Annotated in this window: 15 protein-coding genes; 3 read left to right on the forward strand and 12 right to left on the reverse strand. The window is 55.1% G+C overall.

From position 1 onward, the window contains the following. Positions 1-43 precede the first annotated feature (43 nt). Together FY528_RS04370 and uvrC are read left to right on the forward strand one after the other, a co-directional pair. Complete coding sequence (locus FY528_RS04370) at positions 44-2380, forward strand: penicillin-binding protein 1A (protein ID WP_149069776.1); 2337 nt, start codon at positions 44-46, stop codon at positions 2378-2380. 222 nt (positions 2381-2602) lie between these two features. Next, positions 2603-4414 carry an excinuclease ABC subunit UvrC gene (gene uvrC / locus FY528_RS04375; RefSeq protein WP_149069777.1) on the forward strand — a complete coding sequence of 604 codons (1812 nt, stop codon included), beginning with the start codon at positions 2603-2605 and terminating at the stop codon, positions 4412-4414. Positions 4415-4492: 78 nt separating this feature from the next. Here uvrC and porN read toward each other — a convergent pair whose 3' ends face one another. From porN to lipB, 10 genes are all read right to left on the reverse strand, one after another. Beyond that, positions 4493-5386 carry a type IX secretion system ring subunit PorN/GldN gene (gene porN / locus FY528_RS04380; protein ID WP_149069778.1) on the reverse strand — a complete coding sequence of 298 codons (894 nt, stop codon included), beginning with the start codon at positions 5384-5386 and terminating at the stop codon, positions 4493-4495. Positions 5387-5436: 50 nt separating this feature from the next. Beyond that, positions 5437-6972: a type IX secretion system motor protein PorM/GldM gene (porM, locus tag FY528_RS04385; RefSeq protein ID WP_444542821.1), complete on the reverse strand. Its 1536-nt coding sequence runs from the start codon at positions 6970-6972 to the stop codon at positions 5437-5439. 99 nt (positions 6973-7071) lie between these two features. Next, positions 7072-7878: a type IX secretion system motor protein PorL/GldL gene (porL, locus tag FY528_RS04390; RefSeq protein ID WP_149069780.1), complete on the reverse strand. Its 807-nt coding sequence runs from the start codon at positions 7876-7878 to the stop codon at positions 7072-7074. A gap of 58 nt (positions 7879-7936) precedes the next feature. Beyond that, positions 7937-8956, reverse strand: coding sequence for a T9SS ring complex lipoprotein PorK/GldK (porK, locus tag FY528_RS04395; RefSeq protein WP_149069781.1), 1020 nt, complete (start codon positions 8954-8956; stop codon positions 7937-7939). A 236-nt stretch (positions 8957-9192) separates the two neighbouring features. Then, complete coding sequence (locus tag FY528_RS04400) at positions 9193-10164, reverse strand: PorP/SprF family type IX secretion system membrane protein (RefSeq protein ID WP_232066244.1); 972 nt, start codon at positions 10162-10164, stop codon at positions 9193-9195. A gap of 155 nt (positions 10165-10319) precedes the next feature. Then, positions 10320-11138, reverse strand: a complete 819-nt coding sequence (locus FY528_RS04405) for a uroporphyrinogen-III synthase (protein ID WP_149069783.1) — start codon at positions 11136-11138, stop codon at positions 10320-10322. 94 nt (positions 11139-11232) lie between these two features. Then, the gene (locus FY528_RS04410) at positions 11233-12393 is read right to left on the reverse strand and encodes a DUF4271 domain-containing protein (RefSeq protein ID WP_187632002.1); all 1161 of its coding nucleotides are present in this window, start codon (positions 12391-12393) and stop codon (positions 11233-11235) included. 24 nt (positions 12394-12417) lie between these two features. Then, on the reverse strand, positions 12418-13473 hold the full coding sequence (locus FY528_RS04415) for an MraY family glycosyltransferase (protein ID WP_149069785.1): 1056 nt from the start codon (positions 13471-13473) through the stop codon (positions 12418-12420). A 69-nt stretch (positions 13474-13542) separates the two neighbouring features. Next, positions 13543-13959: a hypothetical protein gene (locus tag FY528_RS04420; RefSeq protein WP_149069786.1), complete on the reverse strand. Its 417-nt coding sequence runs from the start codon at positions 13957-13959 to the stop codon at positions 13543-13545. 7 nt (positions 13960-13966) lie between these two features. Further along, on the reverse strand, positions 13967-14767 hold the full coding sequence (lipB, locus tag FY528_RS04425; protein ID WP_149069787.1) for a lipoyl(octanoyl) transferase LipB: 801 nt from the start codon (positions 14765-14767) through the stop codon (positions 13967-13969). Positions 14768-14962: 195 nt separating this feature from the next. Here lipB and FY528_RS04430 point away from each other — a divergent pair, with 195 nt between their 5' ends. Continuing rightward, entirely contained in the window at positions 14963-15322 is a 360-nt protein-coding gene (locus FY528_RS04430; protein WP_149069788.1) for a YraN family protein, read from the forward strand. A 12-nt stretch (positions 15323-15334) separates the two neighbouring features. Here the strand turns inward: FY528_RS04430 and FY528_RS04435 are convergent, their stop codons facing one another. Beyond that, a complete protein-coding gene (locus tag FY528_RS04435) occupies positions 15335-16288 on the reverse strand; it encodes a toxin-antitoxin system YwqK family antitoxin (RefSeq protein ID WP_149069789.1) in 954 nt (317 codons plus the stop codon). Positions 16289-16467: 179 nt separating this feature from the next. Further along, the gene (gene htpG / locus FY528_RS04440; protein ID WP_149069790.1) at positions 16468-18300 is read right to left on the reverse strand and encodes a molecular chaperone HtpG; all 1833 of its coding nucleotides are present in this window, start codon (positions 18298-18300) and stop codon (positions 16468-16470) included. Between the last annotated feature and the right edge of the window lie 201 nt (positions 18301-18501).

The raw sequence follows: 18501 nt of genomic DNA on the forward strand, positions 1-18501 counted from the left end.
TTTGCTTGCGAGGGCGGCGCAGGCTGATTTACCTTTTTATCTAATGGCTTATTCTGCTGCCAGAAAACCTGCTGTTCCGCGCAAGCCTGCCCGGTCTGGGCGGTTCGCGGCTTTCATTCGCACGCTTTGGGCGCTGTTTGGCTTGGGCACGCTGGCGTTTTTGTTTTACGTGTGGGCCGTCAGCGCCAATTTCCTGAACCTCTTCGGGCGGATGCCCAACCTGAAAACGCTCGAAAATCCCAAGAGCGAACTGGCCTCGGAAGTTTACTCGGCCGACAATGTGTTGATGGGCAAGTATTTCCGGGAGAACCGCACGCCCGTTGAGTACGAGGACCTCCCACAGCACTTGGTAGATGCCCTTATTGCTACGGAGGATGCCCGTTTCGAAGAGCACTCCGGTATCGACCCTAAAGCTACCGGCCGGGTAGCAGCGGGCCTGCTCACGGGCGGCAGCGGGGGCGGCGGCTCCACCCTCACCCAACAGCTGGCCAAAGTGCTGTTCCGCACGCGCGAAGACCTTAGCGACGGGCGTCTAAACGACGTGCCGGGCCTGCGCATGCTCATCACCAAAACCAAGGAGTGGATTCTGGCCATCCGCCTGGAGCGCAGCTACACCAAGCGCGAAATCATGCGCATGTATTTGAACGTGACGGACTACGGCTCCAATGCCTTTGGCATCAGCACGGCGGCCAAAACGTTTTTCAGCAAGAAGCCCAAGGAGCTGACGCGCCCTGAAGCCGCCACCCTGGTGGGCGTGCTGAACGCACCCAGCCGCTTTAGCCCCAAGTTCAACCCCCAGCGGAGCAAAATGCGCCGCAACTGGGTACTGCGCCAGATGCACAAGTATGGCTACCTCGATGCCCAGTCCCTGCAGGCCGACACCGTGAAGCCCATAGTGCTGCGCTACAACGTGGAAAACCAGAACGAAGGAATTGCGCCTTATTTCCGGGTAGAAGTAAGCAAAATGCTGCGCGACTGGGCCCGGGAAACCGACCACGACCTCTACGCCGATGGTTTGAAAATCTACACCACCATCGACTCGCGCATGCAGAAGTATGCCGAAACCGCCATTGCCGACCACATGAAGCTGCAGCAGCGGTGGTTTGATACCCACTGGAAAGGCATGCAGCCCTGGCGCGACGAAAACGGCAAGATTATTCCGGGCTTCCTGAACACGGCCATTAAGCGTACGGAGCGGTACAAGTCCTTGTCCATCCGCTACGAAGGCCAACCCGACTCCATCAAGTACTACCTCAATAAGAAGTACAAGATGAAGGTGTTTACCTGGCAGGGCGAGAAGGAAGTAACGATGTCCCCCATGGACTCCCTGGCGTACTACAAGCGTTTCCTGCACGCCGGGTTTATGGCCATGAATCCGCTGAATGGGCAAATCAAGGCCTGGGTAGGCGGCACTAACTACAAGTACTTCAAGTACGACCACGTAAAGCAGGGCAAACGCCAGCCTGGCTCTACTTTTAAGCCCTTCGTATACACCGCCGCCATCGACCAGGGCTACTCTCCCTGTTACCAGCGCCCCGACGTAGCTACCACGTTTCCGGCTGTAGCCGGCCGCCCGCCCTACACCCCTCGCAACTTCGAAGGGGGCTTCTCGGGCCGCACATTTACCCTGCGCCAGGCCTTGGCCCGCTCGATGAACTCCATCACAGCTTGGCTGGTGCAGAAACTCGGTCCTGAGACAGTCGTTGCATATGCCAAGCGTTTGGGCATCACCTCCCCTATTGAAGCCGTGCCGGCCGTGGGCTTTGGCTCTTCCGACGTGAGCATTTACGAACTTACGGGCGCCTACGGTACGTTTGCCAACCGCGGCGTGTGGACTGCCCCCATGATGGTGATGCGCATCGAAGACAAAAACGGCAACGTGCTGCGCGAGTTTGTGCCCCAGACGAAAGAGGCGCTCAGCGAAGAAACGGCCTACCTGATGACGTATATGATGCGGGGCGCCGTGGAGGAAAAAGGCGGCACCTCCATCATCCTGCGCGGCGGCTTTAAGTTCCCCTACCAGATGGCGGCCAAGACGGGCACTACATCCAACTATTCCGATGCTTGGTTTATGGGCCTCACGCCCGACCTTGTGTGTGGTATGTGGGTAGGTGGTGAAGACCGGAGTATTCACTTCCGCACGGGCGCTTACGGCCAAGGCTCCCGCCTAGCGCTGCCCATCTACGGCATCTTCATGAAGCAGGTGTACAAGAACAACAAGGAAATTGGCATCAGCACCCAGGATTTCCCGGTTCCCCAGCAGCCGCTCAGCATCGAAATTGACTGTGCCCGCTACTACGGCGGTCAGCGCGACACCATTCCGCCGGATCAGAAGCTGAACCAAGTAGATTTGGATGATTTGAGCGACCAGGATATCTAGATTGAAGCTCAAGCCTGATTTCTGCGAAGCGTCAGTGCCTGCCAGAGAAATTATTAAGTTGACTTTGCGAGGCCGGGACTTCCCGGCCTCCTTTTTTGTTCTGACATTTCAGAAACCTACCCGGTCCTGAACCTGCCTCTGGCCGGTTTACGTACCATTTTACCCTGCTGCTACGGTTGTGGTGTCCTGCCCGCCCTGTACGCTTGCTCAATCCGTGATTCTATGGCTGCCAACCCTGCGCTGCAAGAGCAAATTCGTCAACTGCCTCACCGGCCCGGAGTATACAAGTACTTCGGAGAAGAAGATACCATCATCTACGTGGGCAAAGCCATTGACCTACGCAAGCGCGTGAGCAGCTATTTCACCAAGCAGGACCACAACAAGAAAACTCAGCAGCTGGTCAAGAACATCCGTCGCATCGAGTTTACTATTGTCGACTCCGAATCGGATGCATTCCTGCTGGAGAATAACCTTATCAAGCAGCATCAGCCCAAGTACAACATCCTGCTGAAGGATGGCAAAACCTATCCGTACCTGCTGCTCACTAATGAGCGGTTTCCACGCCTGATTCCGACCCGTAATAAAGTACCCGGGCAAGGCCGCTATTACGGTCCTTACGCCAACGTGACGGGCATGAACCTACTGCTGGAACTGATTCGGGCCCTCTATCCACTGCGCACCTGCACGTACAACCTAAGCCCGCAGAACATTGAAGCCGGCAAGTTCAAGGTGTGTCTGGAGTACCACCTGGGCAACTGCAAAGGCCCCTGTGAAGGACTACAGGATGAAGAAACCTATAACCAGTATATCCAGCAGATTCGGTTAATTCTGAATGGCGACTTGCGCTTGCCCAAGCAATACTTCCGCGAGAAGATGACGGTAGCCGCCCAGGAGCAGCAGTATGAGCTGGCGCATCAGTTCAAGCAAAAGCTTGACCGCCTCGACGAGTTCCAGAGCAAAAGCACCATCGTCAATGCCTCCCTATCGAACATCGACGTGTTCAGCATTGCGTCCAATGAGAAGTCCGCTTTCATCAACTACCTGAAGGTGATGAACGGCAGCATCATTCTGACGCAATCGGTAGAGGTCCAGAAAAAGCTCGACGAGCCCGACGACGAAATCCTGGCCCCGGTGATTATGCAGATGCGGGAAGAGTTCGAAAGCCAGTCAAAAGAAATACTCACCAACGTAGCCATACCTTCCCTGCCCCTGCCTGGGGTAAATATTGCGCAGCCCCAAATCGGCGACAAGCGCAAGCTTCTGGAGCTGAGCATCAAGAACGTGCTGTACCTGCGCAAGGAAAAGGAAAGCATGAACGACCGAAGCAAGGACCTAAACGAGGTGCGCATCATGGAAACCATGAAGAAGGATTTGCGCCTCACCGAGCTTCCCAAGCACATTGAGTGCTTCGACAACTCCAATTTTCAGGGCGACAACCCGGTGGCCGCCATGGTGTGTTTTCGTAATGCCAAGCCCAGCAAGAAAGACTACCGCCACTTCCACATCAAAACCGTGGTAGGCCCCAACGACTTCGACTCCATGTACGAAATCGTGACGCGGCGCTACCGCCGCTTGCTGGATGAAGGAGCCAGCCTACCGCAACTGGTGATTGTAGACGGCGGCAAAGGACAGCTGAGTATGGGCGTAAAAGCGCTGAAGGACCTGGGGCTTTGGGGGCAGATTCCCATCATCGGTATTGCCAAGCGCCTCGAGGAAATCTACGTTCCCAACGACCCGCTGCCGCTCTACATTGACAAGAAAAGTGAAACCCTGCGCCTAATCCAGCGCATGCGCGACGAAGCCCACCGCTTTGGCATCACCTTCCACCGTTCCCGCCGCGATGCTGCTACGCTCAAGACAGAACTGACCGATGTAAAAGGCCTGGGCCCCGTCACAGCCGACAAATTGCTGACGAAATTTAAATCCGTCAAAAAAATTAAAGAACTCTCCGAAGCCGAGCTGGTCACTGAAGTAGGCAAAGCCAAAGCCCGCATTCTGCTGGATTACTTCAGCCAACCTGATGCCCTCGGCTAGCACCCCTTCCTGCCTACGAATAGCAACAAAAAGGCCCAACCGTTTGGTTGGGCCTTTTTGCTAATCAGTAGAAGCGAGTTAGAAGCTCCAGAGGTTGTACTCGTATTCGATCAGGTCGGTAGCGGCTTGCTGCGAAGCCAGAATACCTTCCCGCTCTCCACCGTAGATATCCGAAAGACGCGAATCATTGGGGTTCGACACTTTCACGATGTAGGAGTTGAACAGCCAGAGCTCAAAAGCATCCGCCAGGTTCTTGTGCTGAGCATCGTTCTGGGGGTTAAACCAGATGGCTTTGTCCGGGTTGTTCCGGAATACGCGCACCAGGTCGCTGTATTTGAACGTGCCAATGGGCTTCTCAATACCCGAAGTGTTCGACGCCAGGGTAGAAGGAACGAGCAGCGTAATGGTTTTGATGTCGTGATACATCCGCGACCGTTTCTTGTCGAAGATCATATCTTCCTTCAACTCCATCTGGTACAGATCCTTCGGCCGGTATTCGTAGCTAGGCGGTGCGACGGGCTTTTTGGGGGCTGCTTTCGCCGTGGTTTTGCCTTTGCCTTTTTTAGGCGCCGGAGCTCCCCAGCCGTCGTCCGAAGACTCTTCGCTGAAACCAGCCGCTTTTTCTTCTTCGCTTAGGCCGGCACTGGCTTCCGCGTAAGAGCTATTCGCCACTACTTCTTGGGCGGTGTAGGTAGAGGTTAGCGAATCGTTCCGATACGCTTGTAGTTCTCCACGTTTTACGGCCTCCAGAATGGTTTTGCTGATTTCCTTGCCTTCGGCGAACATGGGCTTGTTCTGCTTTTCGCGCAGGTCAATAGCACGCCAGATGGTTTTGCGGAACATGATGTCCGAATTCGGAATCGGGCGGTACGAGCCATTGCTGCTCGCGGTAGTAGCTTGTTCCTGAGCCGATGCTGCTACCGACAGCGTCAGGCTGGCCGCCAGAGCGGCGAAGGAGAGGAATTTGTTCATACTAGGCGAATCGAAAAAGTCGGGCGTTAGTTCAATTTACTGAGTAACGCTTACAGCAGCGGAATATTGAAGTTCTTCGACACATTTACCGACTCGGTATTACCCTGGAAGTTCATGCGCTGCACTTCTTTTACTTCGATGTACAGACGGTCACCTTCGCGGGCAGTGTTTACTACGTCGTTCAGGCTGGCATCCGGACCATTAATGGTGCGTGTAGGAATGGCGGGGCGCTTGCCACGCACCAGCGTCACTTCGTAACGGGTTACGCGGTAACGGGCGTCCTCGGGCAGGAACGTAGCGAAACCAGCGTCAGCTACTGCCTTCAGGCTCATGTTACGCACGGCGGTTACCGGGGTGCCTTGCTTTTCGTTGGCCTCGCGGCCACCTACGATGCACTTAATCTCGGGCTTGGGAATAGGACGTACCTGAAAGGTTTGCGAGCCGATGGGGTTACCACCGCTGCTCACGCTAAGAGTTACCTCGCGGGAGTTAGGCACCAACGTTACCTCACCCTTGGCAGAACCTTTAATAGTAGACGCCCCCGAAGCAGAGAAGCTTGGATCATACTGGGCACCCAAAGCAGGCACCTGTACGCTCAGCTTGTTGCCGCACTTGAAATACAGAGCCTGCACCGAAGCCGACTGAATCTGCATGACAGGCTTGGTAACAGTGTATGGTACCGTTACGGTGAAAGTCGTGTCGCGGCCGTTTTGGTTGAAGCGAATAGTTCCTTTCCAGGAAGCCTTGGCGTTGCCTGCAGCATCGAAAGCACCGGGGCGGGCCGTGAACTCAACTTTGCCTTTGCCGTCAGGGCCAACCGAAAGGGGTGAGCCATTCAGCGTCATGGAGGGGCGCAGCGACGAAGCCGAAGCCGTCAGGAACAGTTCTGCTTTGTACTTAGTACCGGCAGCTACCGTGTTTGACTCGGCGCTGGCGAAAGCACCTACTTTATCGAAGACGATTGTAGAAGCCCCAACTTTCTGAGAAAGCTGATTTAGGGCGTCAGCCTCGTACTTCAATACTTCGGTTTCTTTCTGCGAAAGCACAGCCAACGCCGCAACTACGGGCGTATTCTCGAAGTTGAGTTCCGCAAAGTTTTTGTTCTTCTGGTCCTTTTCGGTTACCGCCTTATCGTCTTTCGCATCGAGGGCCAGCGGCGTCGCGTTAGGAACAATCTGCTTGATGTATTCAGCGTATTTGTTCAACTCATCCTTTAAGGGGTAAGCAGCACCATCTTTTTTACCGCCGAGCATGGTCATGGCGACTTTATCTTCGCCGCTCATGTTCATTTCAGCCTTGCCTTTTTCCTGGGTAGCAGCCAACAGCTTCTCCCGGATATCCCGCAGGTAAGCCACCATTTTGGTGGTCCGCTCCCGCACTTCCTGGCCTTGCTTCAGAATAGCAAGGTCACGCGCCTGGTTGCGGTTTTTGGTTACGGCCGCCTCAATGCCTTTCACGGCACCTTGGTTAGCCTGGGTCGTTTTATCGTTTACTCCGATCAGGCTGTCATCCAAAAACTTGAATTTGAGCAGAATCGCGGAGTTTACTTGTAGCGCCAGAAGAGCAGTCAGTACTAAGTACATCATGCCAATCATCTTCTGCCGCGGTGTCTCTTTAGCACCTGCCATCGTTTCTTTCTGTTCTTATCTGTGAAACTGACACTAACTTCCTGCTAGCCCTTGGGCTTAGCTGGTAGCCCGCATGGCGTTCAGCATGTTGCCGTACACGCGGTTGAGGGAAGTCAGGTTGGTGGTCAGGCTGGTTACTTCCTGCTTGAACTGCTCGGTTTCTTTGCCGGCTTCCGTCAGGTTTTCCATGGCCTGGCTCAGGGTACCGTAGAACTTGTTCATGGACTTCAGGTGCGTGTTGGCATCCTGCAGTTCCATCTCGTACACGGCATTCAGCGCACCCAGGTTCTTGGTAACGTTCTGCACCTGCAGATGGTACTCTTTAGCATCCGAAGTAGCATTCGACATGGCCGTAATGGCTTCTACCGTGTTCGAATACGCATCATTGATACGCTCCAGCGACTGAGCCGCCGTCCGTACTTTCGCCGTGTACTCGTCCGTCACGTTGGTAGCCTCACCTAGCGAAGAGAGCTGCTGCGTGGTAGTGCTCAGGCGGTTCAGGCCAGCACCCAGCGAGGAAATGGCTTCGGGGGTTACGTTGGCATCCTTCAGCATATCATCAAGCTTGCGCGTCAGGCCCTTGCTGTTGTTTTCAGCGGCAAAGCTGGCGTTGCCGGTTGAAGGGTCGTAGCCTTCGCTCAACTCGGGGTACACGAGCGACCAGTCGGGGTCTTTGTGCGTGGGCTGGAAGGCGCTCAGAGCGAAGATCAGGGCTTCGGTACCTAGGCCCACGATGAGCATTACGTCAGCGTAATCCCAGTGCTGGATTTTAAACAATGCGCCTACGATTACTACTGCTGCACCCAGACCGTAGATCTTCGGCATTAATACGTCATACAGGAAACTGCCGCCTTTTTGTGCCATTGTACTTGTGTGTTGGTAGAATTGGGGTTGTTGAAAACACTAAGAGTGAAAAGCGGACTTAGTTCAAAGAGCTGTTGGTGCCCATACCAATCTGAATCATAGCCGTCCGGAATCCAATGTAAGAACGGGCCGAGTCTTGGTATTCGAAGTTCCGCGTACCGGTTTCGAGAAAGTACGCAATATCTTTCCAAGAACCACCACGCACTACTTTGCGGGGCTCATTGTCATCTGGGTTGGTAGGGTTCAAATCCCAAACCACCGGTACCGAAGCTTCCATGTAGGCATCGTCGCACCACTCGGAAACGTTGCCCGACATATCATAGAGGCCGAAATCGTTGGGGAAATACGACCCTACTGCGGAGGTATAAGCGGCTCCGTCGGAAGCGTAGTCGCCACGGCCAGGCTTAAAGTTGGCCAGCATGCAGCCGTTCTGGTTGCGCAGGTAAGGACCACCCCAGGGATACGTAGCCAGGTCGCGGCCACCACGCGCGGCGTACTCCCACTCAGCCTCGGAAGGAAGGCGGAAGTTAGGCGTGGGTGCCAGCCCCAGCTCTTCGTTGGAAGCATTTTTGTTTTTCGTGCGCCAGTTGCAGAAGTACTTGGCCGCAAACCAGTCGACGCCCACCACCGGATAATCATCGAAGGCCGGGTGCGTGTAGTAGTACTCCATCAGGGGGTCACCCATGTGGTAGGTAAAGTCGCGCACCCACACCGTAGAATCGGGGTAGAGTTCGGTCATCACGTATTCCTCGCCCAGTACGTCAATGGAGTCCTGCCGGATGGCATCCATGAACTGGCGGTATTCGTTGTTGGTGATTTCCGTCTCATCCATGTAAAAGCCGGCAATGGTTACCTGCTTGTTCATGTTTACCATAGAAGCGGAAATATCCTGATCGGTCTGCCCCATGTGGAACGTGCCGCCGGGGCAGGGCACCATACCAAAAGGCACTTCCTGCGGATTGAACTCCGGGCGGTCTTCGGCGCCAATCAGGTCACCCTGTGGGCCTTTACCAAAACCGCAACCTCCCAACAAGAGGGCCGAAGCAGCGACGAGAGGAAATAAGAAAAGCTTGTTCATAGTCCGGAAGCGAAAGACTTGTGAGGCGCGATACCCAAAGATTACAATTTTTGCAGCAGGCAAATTTAATGCGTTGAACGCATGTACGCAAGTATTTCGTTCAACTTCGCTTAGCTACCCGTGAATGGCGCTTTATGCGGGTTAAAACGAAGGGGGTCAGCATCATTTAAAAGTAGAAAGCAAAAGATAGTCAAATGACGCTCTAGGACCAAAAAAGCCCTTTTGAAAGCAGCTTATCAGAAACTGTAGCGGGGTGTACGGATGGCGGGCCGAACAGTGGCTGCTGGCCGCGGCAGGCGGTAGGACAGCATAATTTCATGTGAGCTAAACGCACGCGCTTCTTGATTAAATGCAATAAAATCAAAAGCGTACCCCACCCGCAGCGCATTGTCCTTTGTAAAGCTTGCGCCCAACATTCCCTGAAACGACTCCTGAAACCGGTAGCCAAGTCCTGCCCAGTATTTATCATCCAACGTGGCCCGGCCTCCCAACTCAAACGACGTACTTTTCTGCGAGAATTTCCCCGAATCCCCAACCTTGCCCGGCAACACCATCTTCACCAGCGCAGTGGGTGTGACCACAACGGAAGGCGTGAGCTCAATATTATAGCCCAGAGTGAGATAGGCGTGATTTTCCCCTGTTACGGAAGAGGAATCATTCCCGTTTACATTCTGAAATCGGTACTGCGCCCGCAGCAGGTTATTCACGCTCAACCCTGCGTAGAGCTTCTCTGACTCATACCAAACCCCAGTGCCCACGTCGAACTTGCGGTCGGCACTTTCACTGGGAATGGCCGGGTCGTTGGGCTCTGCGGGGCGGTAAGTACCCTTGCCCAGGTGCGTATACAATCCCTGCACCCCAATACCCAGCGTACCCTCTCCTACCTTCAGGTGATACGCATACGAAAGAGTAGCCGTGGTGATTTTGGTTTCAGCAATTCGGTCGCGGTACAAAACCCCACCCACACCACCGTGCAGAAACTTCACCGGGACCGTAGCCGAGAGCAGATAAGTTTGGGGAGACCCGCCCTGGTCTTCGGGCAGGGTAGCCTGGTAGCCCAAGTACTGATAGCGGCCAATCGTGGAAATTTCGCCGTAGCCTTTCACGCCGGCATAGCCGGGATTCAGGTACATTCCATTGAAACCGTAGTGCGTAAATTGCGGCTGTTGCTGGGCTACAGCAGAGCCGGCTGCTAAGCCCAGCAGCATACTAACCAGTACCGGAACCCTCATAATTGTGTTTTAATAGAAGCGGGTTAAATGCAGAGTGGGACAAGGCAGCTCTTCCAAATGTAACGAAAAAGGTCATTACACTAATTAGGAGCTGTTGACCCACTCTTCAACGGATAATACCGATAGTTAGTCTATTTAGTTGACTTTGCCTTTGCACTGGCTTGCGCCCCTCCGTGCAGGAGGATATACTGCTCGATAGCGCCGGTCATGGATGGAGCATTGGGGTGCGGAGCCTGGATATCCAGCTCTAGGCCGGCATCCAGTACCGCTTTGGCGGTAGTAGGGCCAAATGCGGCAATGCGCGTACCGTTCTGAGTGAAATCGGGGAAGTTGATAAAGAGCGAGCTGATACCTGAAGGGCTGAAGAACGCAATGCAGTCGTACTTCACATCCGACAGATCGGACAGGTCGCTGGCTACCGTGCGGTAAATAACGGCCTCCGTGAATTTGAAGTTATTGGCGCGCATAAACTCCGGAATATCGTCCTTCCGGATATCGGAGCACGGGTACAGAAACTTCTCTCCCTTATGCTTTTTAATAACCTCAAACAGATCAACAGCCGTGCGCTGGCCGACAAACAGCTTACGCTTACGTAACACAATGTACTTCTGCAGGTAGTTGGCCGTTTGTTCCGAAATACAGAAGTACTTCATCTCCGCTGGCATCTCAATCTTCGCCTCCTGGCAGATACGGAAGAAATGGTCGACGGCGTTGCGGCTGGTGAAGATGACGGCCGTATGTTCGAGAATGTTCACCTTTTCCTTCCGGAAGTCCTTATAGGAAACCGGATCAACCTGAATGAATTCCCGAAAATCTACTTTAATGCCGTATTTCTCCGCAATGGCAAAATACGGTGATACATCTCCTGTCGGCTTGGGCTGGGTGACCAGTATGCTCGCAATGCGCTTTGCGTGACGGCCAGTTCCCGGTTGCTCTTTGCTATCGGCCATGGTAAGAAAAAAAGGTAAGACTAGGCAATAAAGGAGAGGAAAAAGGAAGAGGAAGGAGAGGTCAGCGCTTCGCTAAAACCGTGCAAAAAGCCCTTTAATAGGCAAAAACAATAAGCTTTAAGAGGATAATGAGCGGTATCACTTCCGTGGCGCAAAGGTACGAAAACAAATGCAGATTCAGTAGGGACGATTTGCGGTGTAGCGTCAGGGCAATACGCCCCACCGTGGCCAGTAACAAAAAGGCAATCACGCCATTGGATATCCACAACACTGTAACCGGCGCGGCCACGTTCAGCGTCAGGTAAAGCACCACTACGAAAGGCAGGACCAACCCGATTAGCAGGATGGTACGAACGAATTCCCGGTACTGCACCGTCACTACGGGAATGACATCAAAGATGTACCCCATTATATATAAATAGGGGTATTTGAGCAGGACGAAGCCAAAAACCAGCCCGGTGTACAAAAGGATGCGTACGACGATGGCCGACTCGGGCACGTTGAAAATTTGCCGCAAAATCAGGGCGTCCTGCAGGCTAGTGTGCACCGCCACCAGAATCAGGGCAAACGACAGTGAGAAAACCAGAATAAGCGCCAAGTTGAGCCAGGTGGCCGTAGGCTTGATGAGAAAGTCCTGATCAGCAGAACTGCTCAGAAAGCTTTTCAACTCATATATCCGGCTGAAGCCCGGGCGATAAGTAACCCGCACCCCACCATAGAGCAGCCCCAGCAGCAGCAGAAAGCAGACATAGGCATTGTGGTGCCCGGGAACCCGCTCCTGCGGCAGCAACGGAGCAACTGCCTCAGTGGCTTTGGTAACATGCAGCGGGGTTGCATCGACGAAGGAAGTGTAGGCGGGCGGAATTTCTGGGTGCCAGATGCACAGCAGATGCCTGGTAGGCGCACTGCTCAAGGGCAGGAGCTTGGCAAGATCCAAGCGGTAGGAACCAGCCGCCGGCGCAGTATACACCAGCTTGTTATCCAGAAACAGGCTCAGGTGCTGATGCGCGGTGAAGGAAATGACCGTCGGTTTATCGGCCTGAAGCGTGACCCACTGGTAATAGGCCCGGCGGGGCTGATGGTACCCGGAAAGATAGAGGGTAAGCCGGTTTTGCGCCCGGTTATAGATCAACCAGTCACTGGATAAGCCGGCGTGGGGCGGAGGTGGCAAGGGACGGTATTCGGCGGCATAACTGGGGCGAATAGCCAGCCAGACTACCCCAACCAACGCTATGAGCAAGCTCTGCCACCGCATCTGTCGCACTGTATGCCCGTGAGGCTAGGACGCTACCCGCTGCCGGCTGCTGCGGCTGTGGTATACGCCCAGAAACACGCTCAAACCCAGCGAAAAAACCACCAGGCCGCCAATAAGCCAGGTATTGCCTAAGTAGGCAAAGTTGATAACAAACAGGATAACAATGAGATTGAGCAACGCCAGTAGCATCACCGTGCTGATTTGCTGAAAGCCCATGGCCAGAATGCGGTGGTGAATGTGGTTTTTATCGGGCGAGAAGGGCGAGCGGCCCGCCATCATGCGCACGATAAAGACGCGGATGGTATCGAACAAAGGCACAAACAGCACCCCCACCGCTACCGACGGCGCGGAAGTGGGAAACGGCTGCTGCATCTCAATAAACTGAATGGTCAGGAAGGACACGATGAAACCGCACACCAACGACCCGGTGTCGCCCATGAAAATGGTGGCCCGGTGAAAGTTGTACCGCAGAAACCCGAGCATCCCGCCAATCACGCAAATAGAAACAAAGGCGTAGTTGCTGTAGTTGGGGCCGCCGTATCGGTAGAAGTAGTACCCAAACGTGCTGACGATAATTAGGACAATGCTGCCGGCCAGTCCGTCGAGGCCATCAATCAGGTTGATGGCGTTGGTGATGCCCACAATCACGAAAAAAGTAAAGGCGTAGCTGATGCCGATGGGCAGCTCGTAAATGCCCAGAATGCCCTGAAATGAGGTCAGGCGGATATCGGCCATGATCATGACCACGCCGGTGGCGAGCAGCTGGCCGACAAACTTTTTGGACACGGAAATGCTCACGAGGTCATCCTTCAGCCCTACGAAGAACAGGATAATGCACCCGGCCAGAAGCTGCTGCACGCCGTTGCCAAGGTTGGCAAAGATGGTAAGGGCCGACATGAACCCGGCAAATACCGCCACCCCGCCCAAGCGCGGCGTCAGCGACTCATGCACGGTCCGCACGTTGGGCGTGTCGAGCATGTTTTTGAGGTGGGCAATGTAGATGATGGATGGTACCGCAAAGAGTGACACCAAAAATGCCCACAAAAAAGAGAGGCCCAGGGAAATACCGATTGGATTCATAGATCAGCGCTCAAAGTACAGCATTTACGCCAATGACAGCAGCAGGGTAGGCACTGGCAGCTGCTTTACTTAGTGGTGTAGAATGCCTTGCTGGTTGAGCAACGCAATGTGAACAAGGTTTTCAGGAACAAGGGAGTCAGGCACGAAAATGTATTTCTTGTCGAAAATCTGCGTGCCCCGGTAGTAGCTTACCCAGTACTGGTTGTTGAGGGCAAACAGCGCGGGGTCCAGAGGCTCAATGGGTACGGCGCTCTGGGCGGGCACTTCCAGCATCACGTGCCGCAGCGTGGAAGTGCGCACCGCCTCCCCGTTGGGTAGCACGCCATAGCCATTAGAATTCACAATGACGTTATGCAGGGCGTAGTCGTTATAGTTGAGCAGGTACACCTGCCAGCCGGCTTCTCCGGATTCAGTCAGGATACTCTCGTCGGGCACTACGGCTACGGCTACTCCCTCTACCGGATCAAACTGAATGTCTTCTTTCATACGATGTTCAGGCTACGTATTCCGCCCCCAGTAGCGTGGCTAAGTGCGGCAGCAGCCGGTTTTCTACCTCCGGCAGGGAAACTTCCCGGCCGAGCTCCTGCCGCATGGAGGTTACGGCCTTGTCGGTAATACCGCAGGGCACGATGTAGCCGAAGTAGGACAGGTCGGTGTTCACGTTGAGGGCGAAGCCATGCATGGTTACCCAACGGCTGCACTTCACGCCCAGCGCACAGATTTTACGCGGGTTGGCGGCCCCTTCTTCAAAATCAAGCCAGACGCCGGTAAGCCCGGCTATGCGGCCCGCCCGCAACCCATATTCCGCCAGCAGGAGAATGACGGCTTCCTCCAGTACCCGTAGGTAGCGGTGGATATCAGTGAAGAAGTTTTCGAGGTCGAGGATGGGGTAGCCTACCAGCTGGCCGGGGCCGTGGTAGGTAATATCGCCCCCGCGGTTGATGCGGTGAAACGTGGCCCCGTGCGCCTGCAGCCCCTGCTCATCGAGCAACAGATGCTCGGGCTTGCCGCTTTTCCCCAAGGTGTACACGGGTGGATGCTGGCAGAGCAACAGATGATTAGGGGTAGGCGCCAGAAGCTGGCCGGCCTCAGCAGCCAGCCGGTTCTGGGTTTTGATGGCCAAAGTGGCCGCCAGCAAGGTCTCCTGGTAGTCCCACGCCGTTTGGTAAGGCACCAGGCCCATTTGTTCTAGGCGTACCACCCGGTTTTGGCCGGCTTGCCCGGCGGCAGCCTGGAGCGAAGCATCCGAGGCGGCAGCAGGGCCCGATACGCAGGTGGTAAGCTGAGAATCCATGCGAAGGAAAGGTAAGGCCTGCTGTCGGTCAGGTAGCGCAAGGACGCTGCTTTCGGCAACCGAAACAACGGTTACTCAGGCAGTTTAACCAGGCACCTGATTGTTGGACGCAGGCTAAATTCTCCGCAAAGGTACTAGATTTAGCTCCAACCTTCCCTTTGCTCCCGTGTATTCTCTGCCTGTGGCCCTTTACCAATGAGTTGTGCGGCTCACCAGCTTGGGGCTGCGGGCGAGCAAGCCGCGGCCGATTTTCTGCAGCAGCGCGGTTACGTGGTGCTGCACCGGGGCTACCGCTACCGGCGGGCGGAAGTAGACCTGATAGTGCAGTATGAAGCGGATCTGCTGGTGTTTGTGGAAGTCAAGGCCCGCTCCGGCACGCAGTACGGCTACCCCGAAACGTTTGTCACCGCGCGTAAGCAGCAGCTCTTCCGGCTGGCCGCGGAGCAGCTTCAGGAAGAGCTTGGCTGGACCGGCGACATCCGCTTTGATATTCTGGCGCTAACGCAGACTGGGCAGGGCTTTCAGATCGAGCATTTCGAAGATGCCTTTGCCTAGCGGGCGGCTTGGCTAGTTGCGGGCCCCGGGACGGGAATTGTCGGGCTTGTCGCGGTTGTCGAGCTTGTCCTTCTCGAAGACCAACACCGCATTGCGGTTATATTCCTTCACGAGCTCCGGAGTCGTTACTTCCGGGTCGTAACCCGATTCGCCGTACTGGTACACGTAGTGGCGGCGGTTGCGGAATCCCCAGTACTTGGTCCACTCCCCTACTTTCTTGCCATTTTCAAACTGCCCTTCCCAGTCCCGCTGCCCGTTTTCGAGGTAGCGCACGTAGTCGCCTTCGAGCTTGCCGTTCAGGTAAGGAATAACTTCCTTAATCAGCTTTTGCTCCCCGTCGTAATAGGTAATGACCGCATCCCGGGGGAAGCCCATTTCATAGTGCACCTTGTTCAGGAGCACGTTGTCCTTGTTGTACCGCTCCCAGCGCAGGTGGCGGGTTCCCAGGGCGTAGTAACCCGTTTCAACGACTTTACCGCCCTGCAGCTTTTTGTAGGGGCCGTGCAGCACTTTATCGACGGCCGGATCCAGCTCCGTGGAGGCCTTGAAGATCTTCTTCTTACGCGGATTGAAGTAATAGCGGGCCGGAGCGTAGGCGTTGGGCTGCTGGAAGGTCTTGAGGTAGTAGAAGATTTCGATGACCTGGTTTTTCCCCTTGGGGCCCGATTTGGTATAGCCTTTCTTGATTCTTTCACCCAGGAACAGGCTCTTCTTCTTTTTGGGCTTCCGCTGAGCCGTTTTCTCCTTTTCCTTGGCCTGCTTTTCCTGCTCCTTCGTGAGCGTGGCGCGTTTGGCTACCAGAGAAGGCGCCGAAACGGTGTCGCGGGCGGTGGTAAGCGTATCGGACAGGCGGTTCTGACTGGCGGGTGGCTCGGGCTTACTATTGAACGAGACCAGCTGCGGCGAGCAGGCGCCCAGCCCCAGCAGCAACCCCGACCAGACAGACAGCAAACGAAACAGGCGCATGGGCAGAAAAGGAATAGCAGACGGCAGGAAAACGCAAAGATATCAGGAGATAGTGCCCACGGCCGCGGGAAGTGAAGGTAGGAAGTTGCGCGGTAGCACCAGCCTGCAGGGGATAATCCGCAAAAAAGCCTGCCGCACCTTAGAGGTACAGCAGGCTTTATTACTTCAGGAACTAAGCGTTACTCCGCCGCCAGCAAATCGGCGCTGCGCTTTACAAAAGCTGTCAGGGCCTCGCCTTTTAGCATGCCTTGGGCCAGCAACGCCAGATCAAAGGCTTGCCGGGCCAGCTTGCTGCCGGCTTCGCCTTCGGCCTGCAGCACGCGCTGGGCAATGGGGTGGTTGGCATTCACGCTCACGGTGTAGGAGTCGGGCAGGGAGCCGAACATTTGCATACCGCCCCCACCGCCAGCGCGCTGCATATCCTTCATGCGCCGCATAAACTCGGGCAGCGTGATGATAACCGGCGCATCCTGCGGCGACAGGGCTTCTACCTGCACGTGCATCTGCTCGTTGCTGATGGCCGCTTTGTAGACGTCTTGGAGCTTGGTTTTGTCGTCGTCGCTGAGTACGCTCTCGGTGCTTTCCTCCTTTTCAATCAGCTTGCCGATGGTATCGGCATCCACGCGCTTGAAGGTGGTTTTCTCCAGCTTCTGCTCCAGCTGCCCAATGAAGTGCGAGTCGAGCGGGCCGTTGAGTTCCAACACGTCGTAGCCCCGGTCCTGAGCCGCCTGCACAAAGCCGTGCTGGGCTTCGGCGTCGGTGGTGTAGAGCACTACCGTCTGCTCGCTCTTGTCCTTCTGGTTGGCCTGCACAAACTCCTGGTACTCGGGCAGCGTGAACAGCTTACCGGCTACGTTCTGCACCAGGGCAAAGTCCTTGGCTTTCTCGTAGAATTTGTCGTCGGAGAGCATGCCGTACTTCACGAAAAGCCCAATGTCCGACCACTTCTGCTCGTAGCCCGCGCGGTCTTTGCGGTAAAGCTCGGCCAGCTTGTCGGCTACCTTCTTGGTGATGTAGGTGTTGATTTTGCGCACGGCCGCGTCGGCCTGCAGGAAGGAGCGCGACACGTTCAGCGGAATATCAGGCGAGTCAATCACGCCGTGCAGCAGCATCAGGAACTCGGGCACCACGTCCTTCACCTCATCGGTGATGAACACCTGGCGCGAGTACAGCTGGATTTTGTTGCGCTGGAATTGCAGCTCATCCTTCACCTTGGGGAAATACAGAATACCCGTGAGGTTGAAGGGGTAATCCACGTTGAGGTGAATCCAGAACAGCGGCGGCTCCGAGAAAGGATACAGCTCCTGATAGAACTTGGTGTAGTCCTCATCGGTCAGCTCGGAGGGCTGCTTGGTCCAGATGGGGGCCGTCTGGTTGATAACGGTGCCTTCGAACTCAATTTCGATGGGCAGGAACTTGCAGTATTTGTTCAGGATGCCCTTCAGTCGCGCTGCTTCCAGGAACTCATCGGAGTCCTCGGCTACGTGCAGAACCACGTCGGTGCCGCGGTCGGCCTTCGCGGTGGTTTCGAGGCTGAACTCCGTGCTGCCGTCACATACCCAGTGGGCGCCTTCGGTGTCATCCTTATAGCTCTTCGAGAATATTTCTACCTCCTTGGCTACCATGAATGCCGAGTAAAAGCCTAAGCCAAATTGTCCGATGATCTGGTCTTTGGCGGCGGCATCCTTCTCCTTATACTTCTCCACAAACTCGGTAGCTCCGGAGAAGGCAATCTGGTTGATGTACTTCTTGATTTCCTCGGCCGTCATGCCCAGGCCGCGGTCGGAGATGGTGATGGTGCGGGCGTCCTTGTCCACGCTCACCTTCACCTTCAGCTCACCCAGCTCACCCTTGAACTCGCCCAGCTGGCCGAGGCTTTTCAGCTTTTGAGTGGCATCAACGGCGTTGCTAACCAACTCACGCAGGAAAATTTCGTGGTCGGAATACAGGAATTTCTTGATGATGGGAAAGATATTCTCGGTGTGAATCGAGATGCTGCCTTTCTCTTGCATGGCGCTTGGGGAACAACTAGGGTTAAAACACAGAACTCGGTTTTCGGTGCCGGTAGCTGAGTCTTTCAGCCACCGGACGGACAGCGCGCGTCAAAACCCATTCCACCCCGGGCTTGGGCTGTCAGATTGACAGGCAAACCAACACGGCGGCGGCATAAACCGAAGGCCGAAACCGCCCGTAGATACTGGCTGATAAGGCAA

This window comes from Hymenobacter lutimineralis, assembly GCF_008271285.1.
Lineage (GTDB): Bacteria > Bacteroidota > Bacteroidia > Cytophagales > Hymenobacteraceae > Hymenobacter > Hymenobacter lutimineralis.

Excerpts from the sequence above, each read along its gene's own strand:
- porN (WP_149069778.1), bottom strand. The coding sequence starts at position 5,386 with ATGAACAAATTCCTCTCCTTCGCCGCTCTGGCGGCCAGCCTGACGCTG.
- htpG (WP_149069790.1), bottom strand. The coding sequence starts at position 18,300 with ATGCAAGAGAAAGGCAGCATCTCGATTCACACCGAGAATATCTTTCCC.
- porL (WP_149069780.1), bottom strand. The coding sequence starts at position 7,878 with ATGGCACAAAAAGGCGGCAGTTTCCTGTATGACGTATTAATGCCGAAG.
- FY528_RS04370 (WP_149069776.1), top strand. The coding sequence starts at position 44 with ATGGCTTATTCTGCTGCCAGAAAACCTGCTGTTCCGCGCAAGCCTGCC.
- lipB (WP_149069787.1), bottom strand. The coding sequence starts at position 14,767 with ATGGATTCTCAGCTTACCACCTGCGTATCGGGCCCTGCTGCCGCCTCG.
- FY528_RS04405 (WP_149069783.1), bottom strand. The coding sequence starts at position 11,138 with ATGGCCGATAGCAAAGAGCAACCGGGAACTGGCCGTCACGCAAAGCGC.
- FY528_RS04410 (WP_187632002.1), bottom strand. The coding sequence starts at position 12,393 with ATGCGGTGGCAGAGCTTGCTCATAGCGTTGGTTGGGGTAGTCTGGCTG.
- FY528_RS04430 (WP_149069788.1), top strand. The coding sequence starts at position 14,963 with ATGAGTTGTGCGGCTCACCAGCTTGGGGCTGCGGGCGAGCAAGCCGCG.
- FY528_RS04435 (WP_149069789.1), bottom strand. The coding sequence starts at position 16,288 with ATGCGCCTGTTTCGTTTGCTGTCTGTCTGGTCGGGGTTGCTGCTGGGG.
- porK (WP_149069781.1), bottom strand. The coding sequence starts at position 8,956 with ATGAACAAGCTTTTCTTATTTCCTCTCGTCGCTGCTTCGGCCCTCTTG.
- FY528_RS04420 (WP_149069786.1), bottom strand. The coding sequence starts at position 13,959 with ATGAAAGAAGACATTCAGTTTGATCCGGTAGAGGGAGTAGCCGTAGCC.
- FY528_RS04400 (WP_232066244.1), bottom strand. The coding sequence starts at position 10,164 with ATGCTGCTGGGCTTAGCAGCCGGCTCTGCTGTAGCCCAGCAACAGCCG.
- uvrC (WP_149069777.1), top strand. The coding sequence starts at position 2,603 with ATGGCTGCCAACCCTGCGCTGCAAGAGCAAATTCGTCAACTGCCTCAC.
- FY528_RS04415 (WP_149069785.1), bottom strand. The coding sequence starts at position 13,473 with ATGAATCCAATCGGTATTTCCCTGGGCCTCTCTTTTTTGTGGGCATTT.
- porM (WP_444542821.1), bottom strand. The coding sequence starts at position 6,972 with ATGATGTACTTAGTACTGACTGCTCTTCTGGCGCTACAAGTAAACTCC.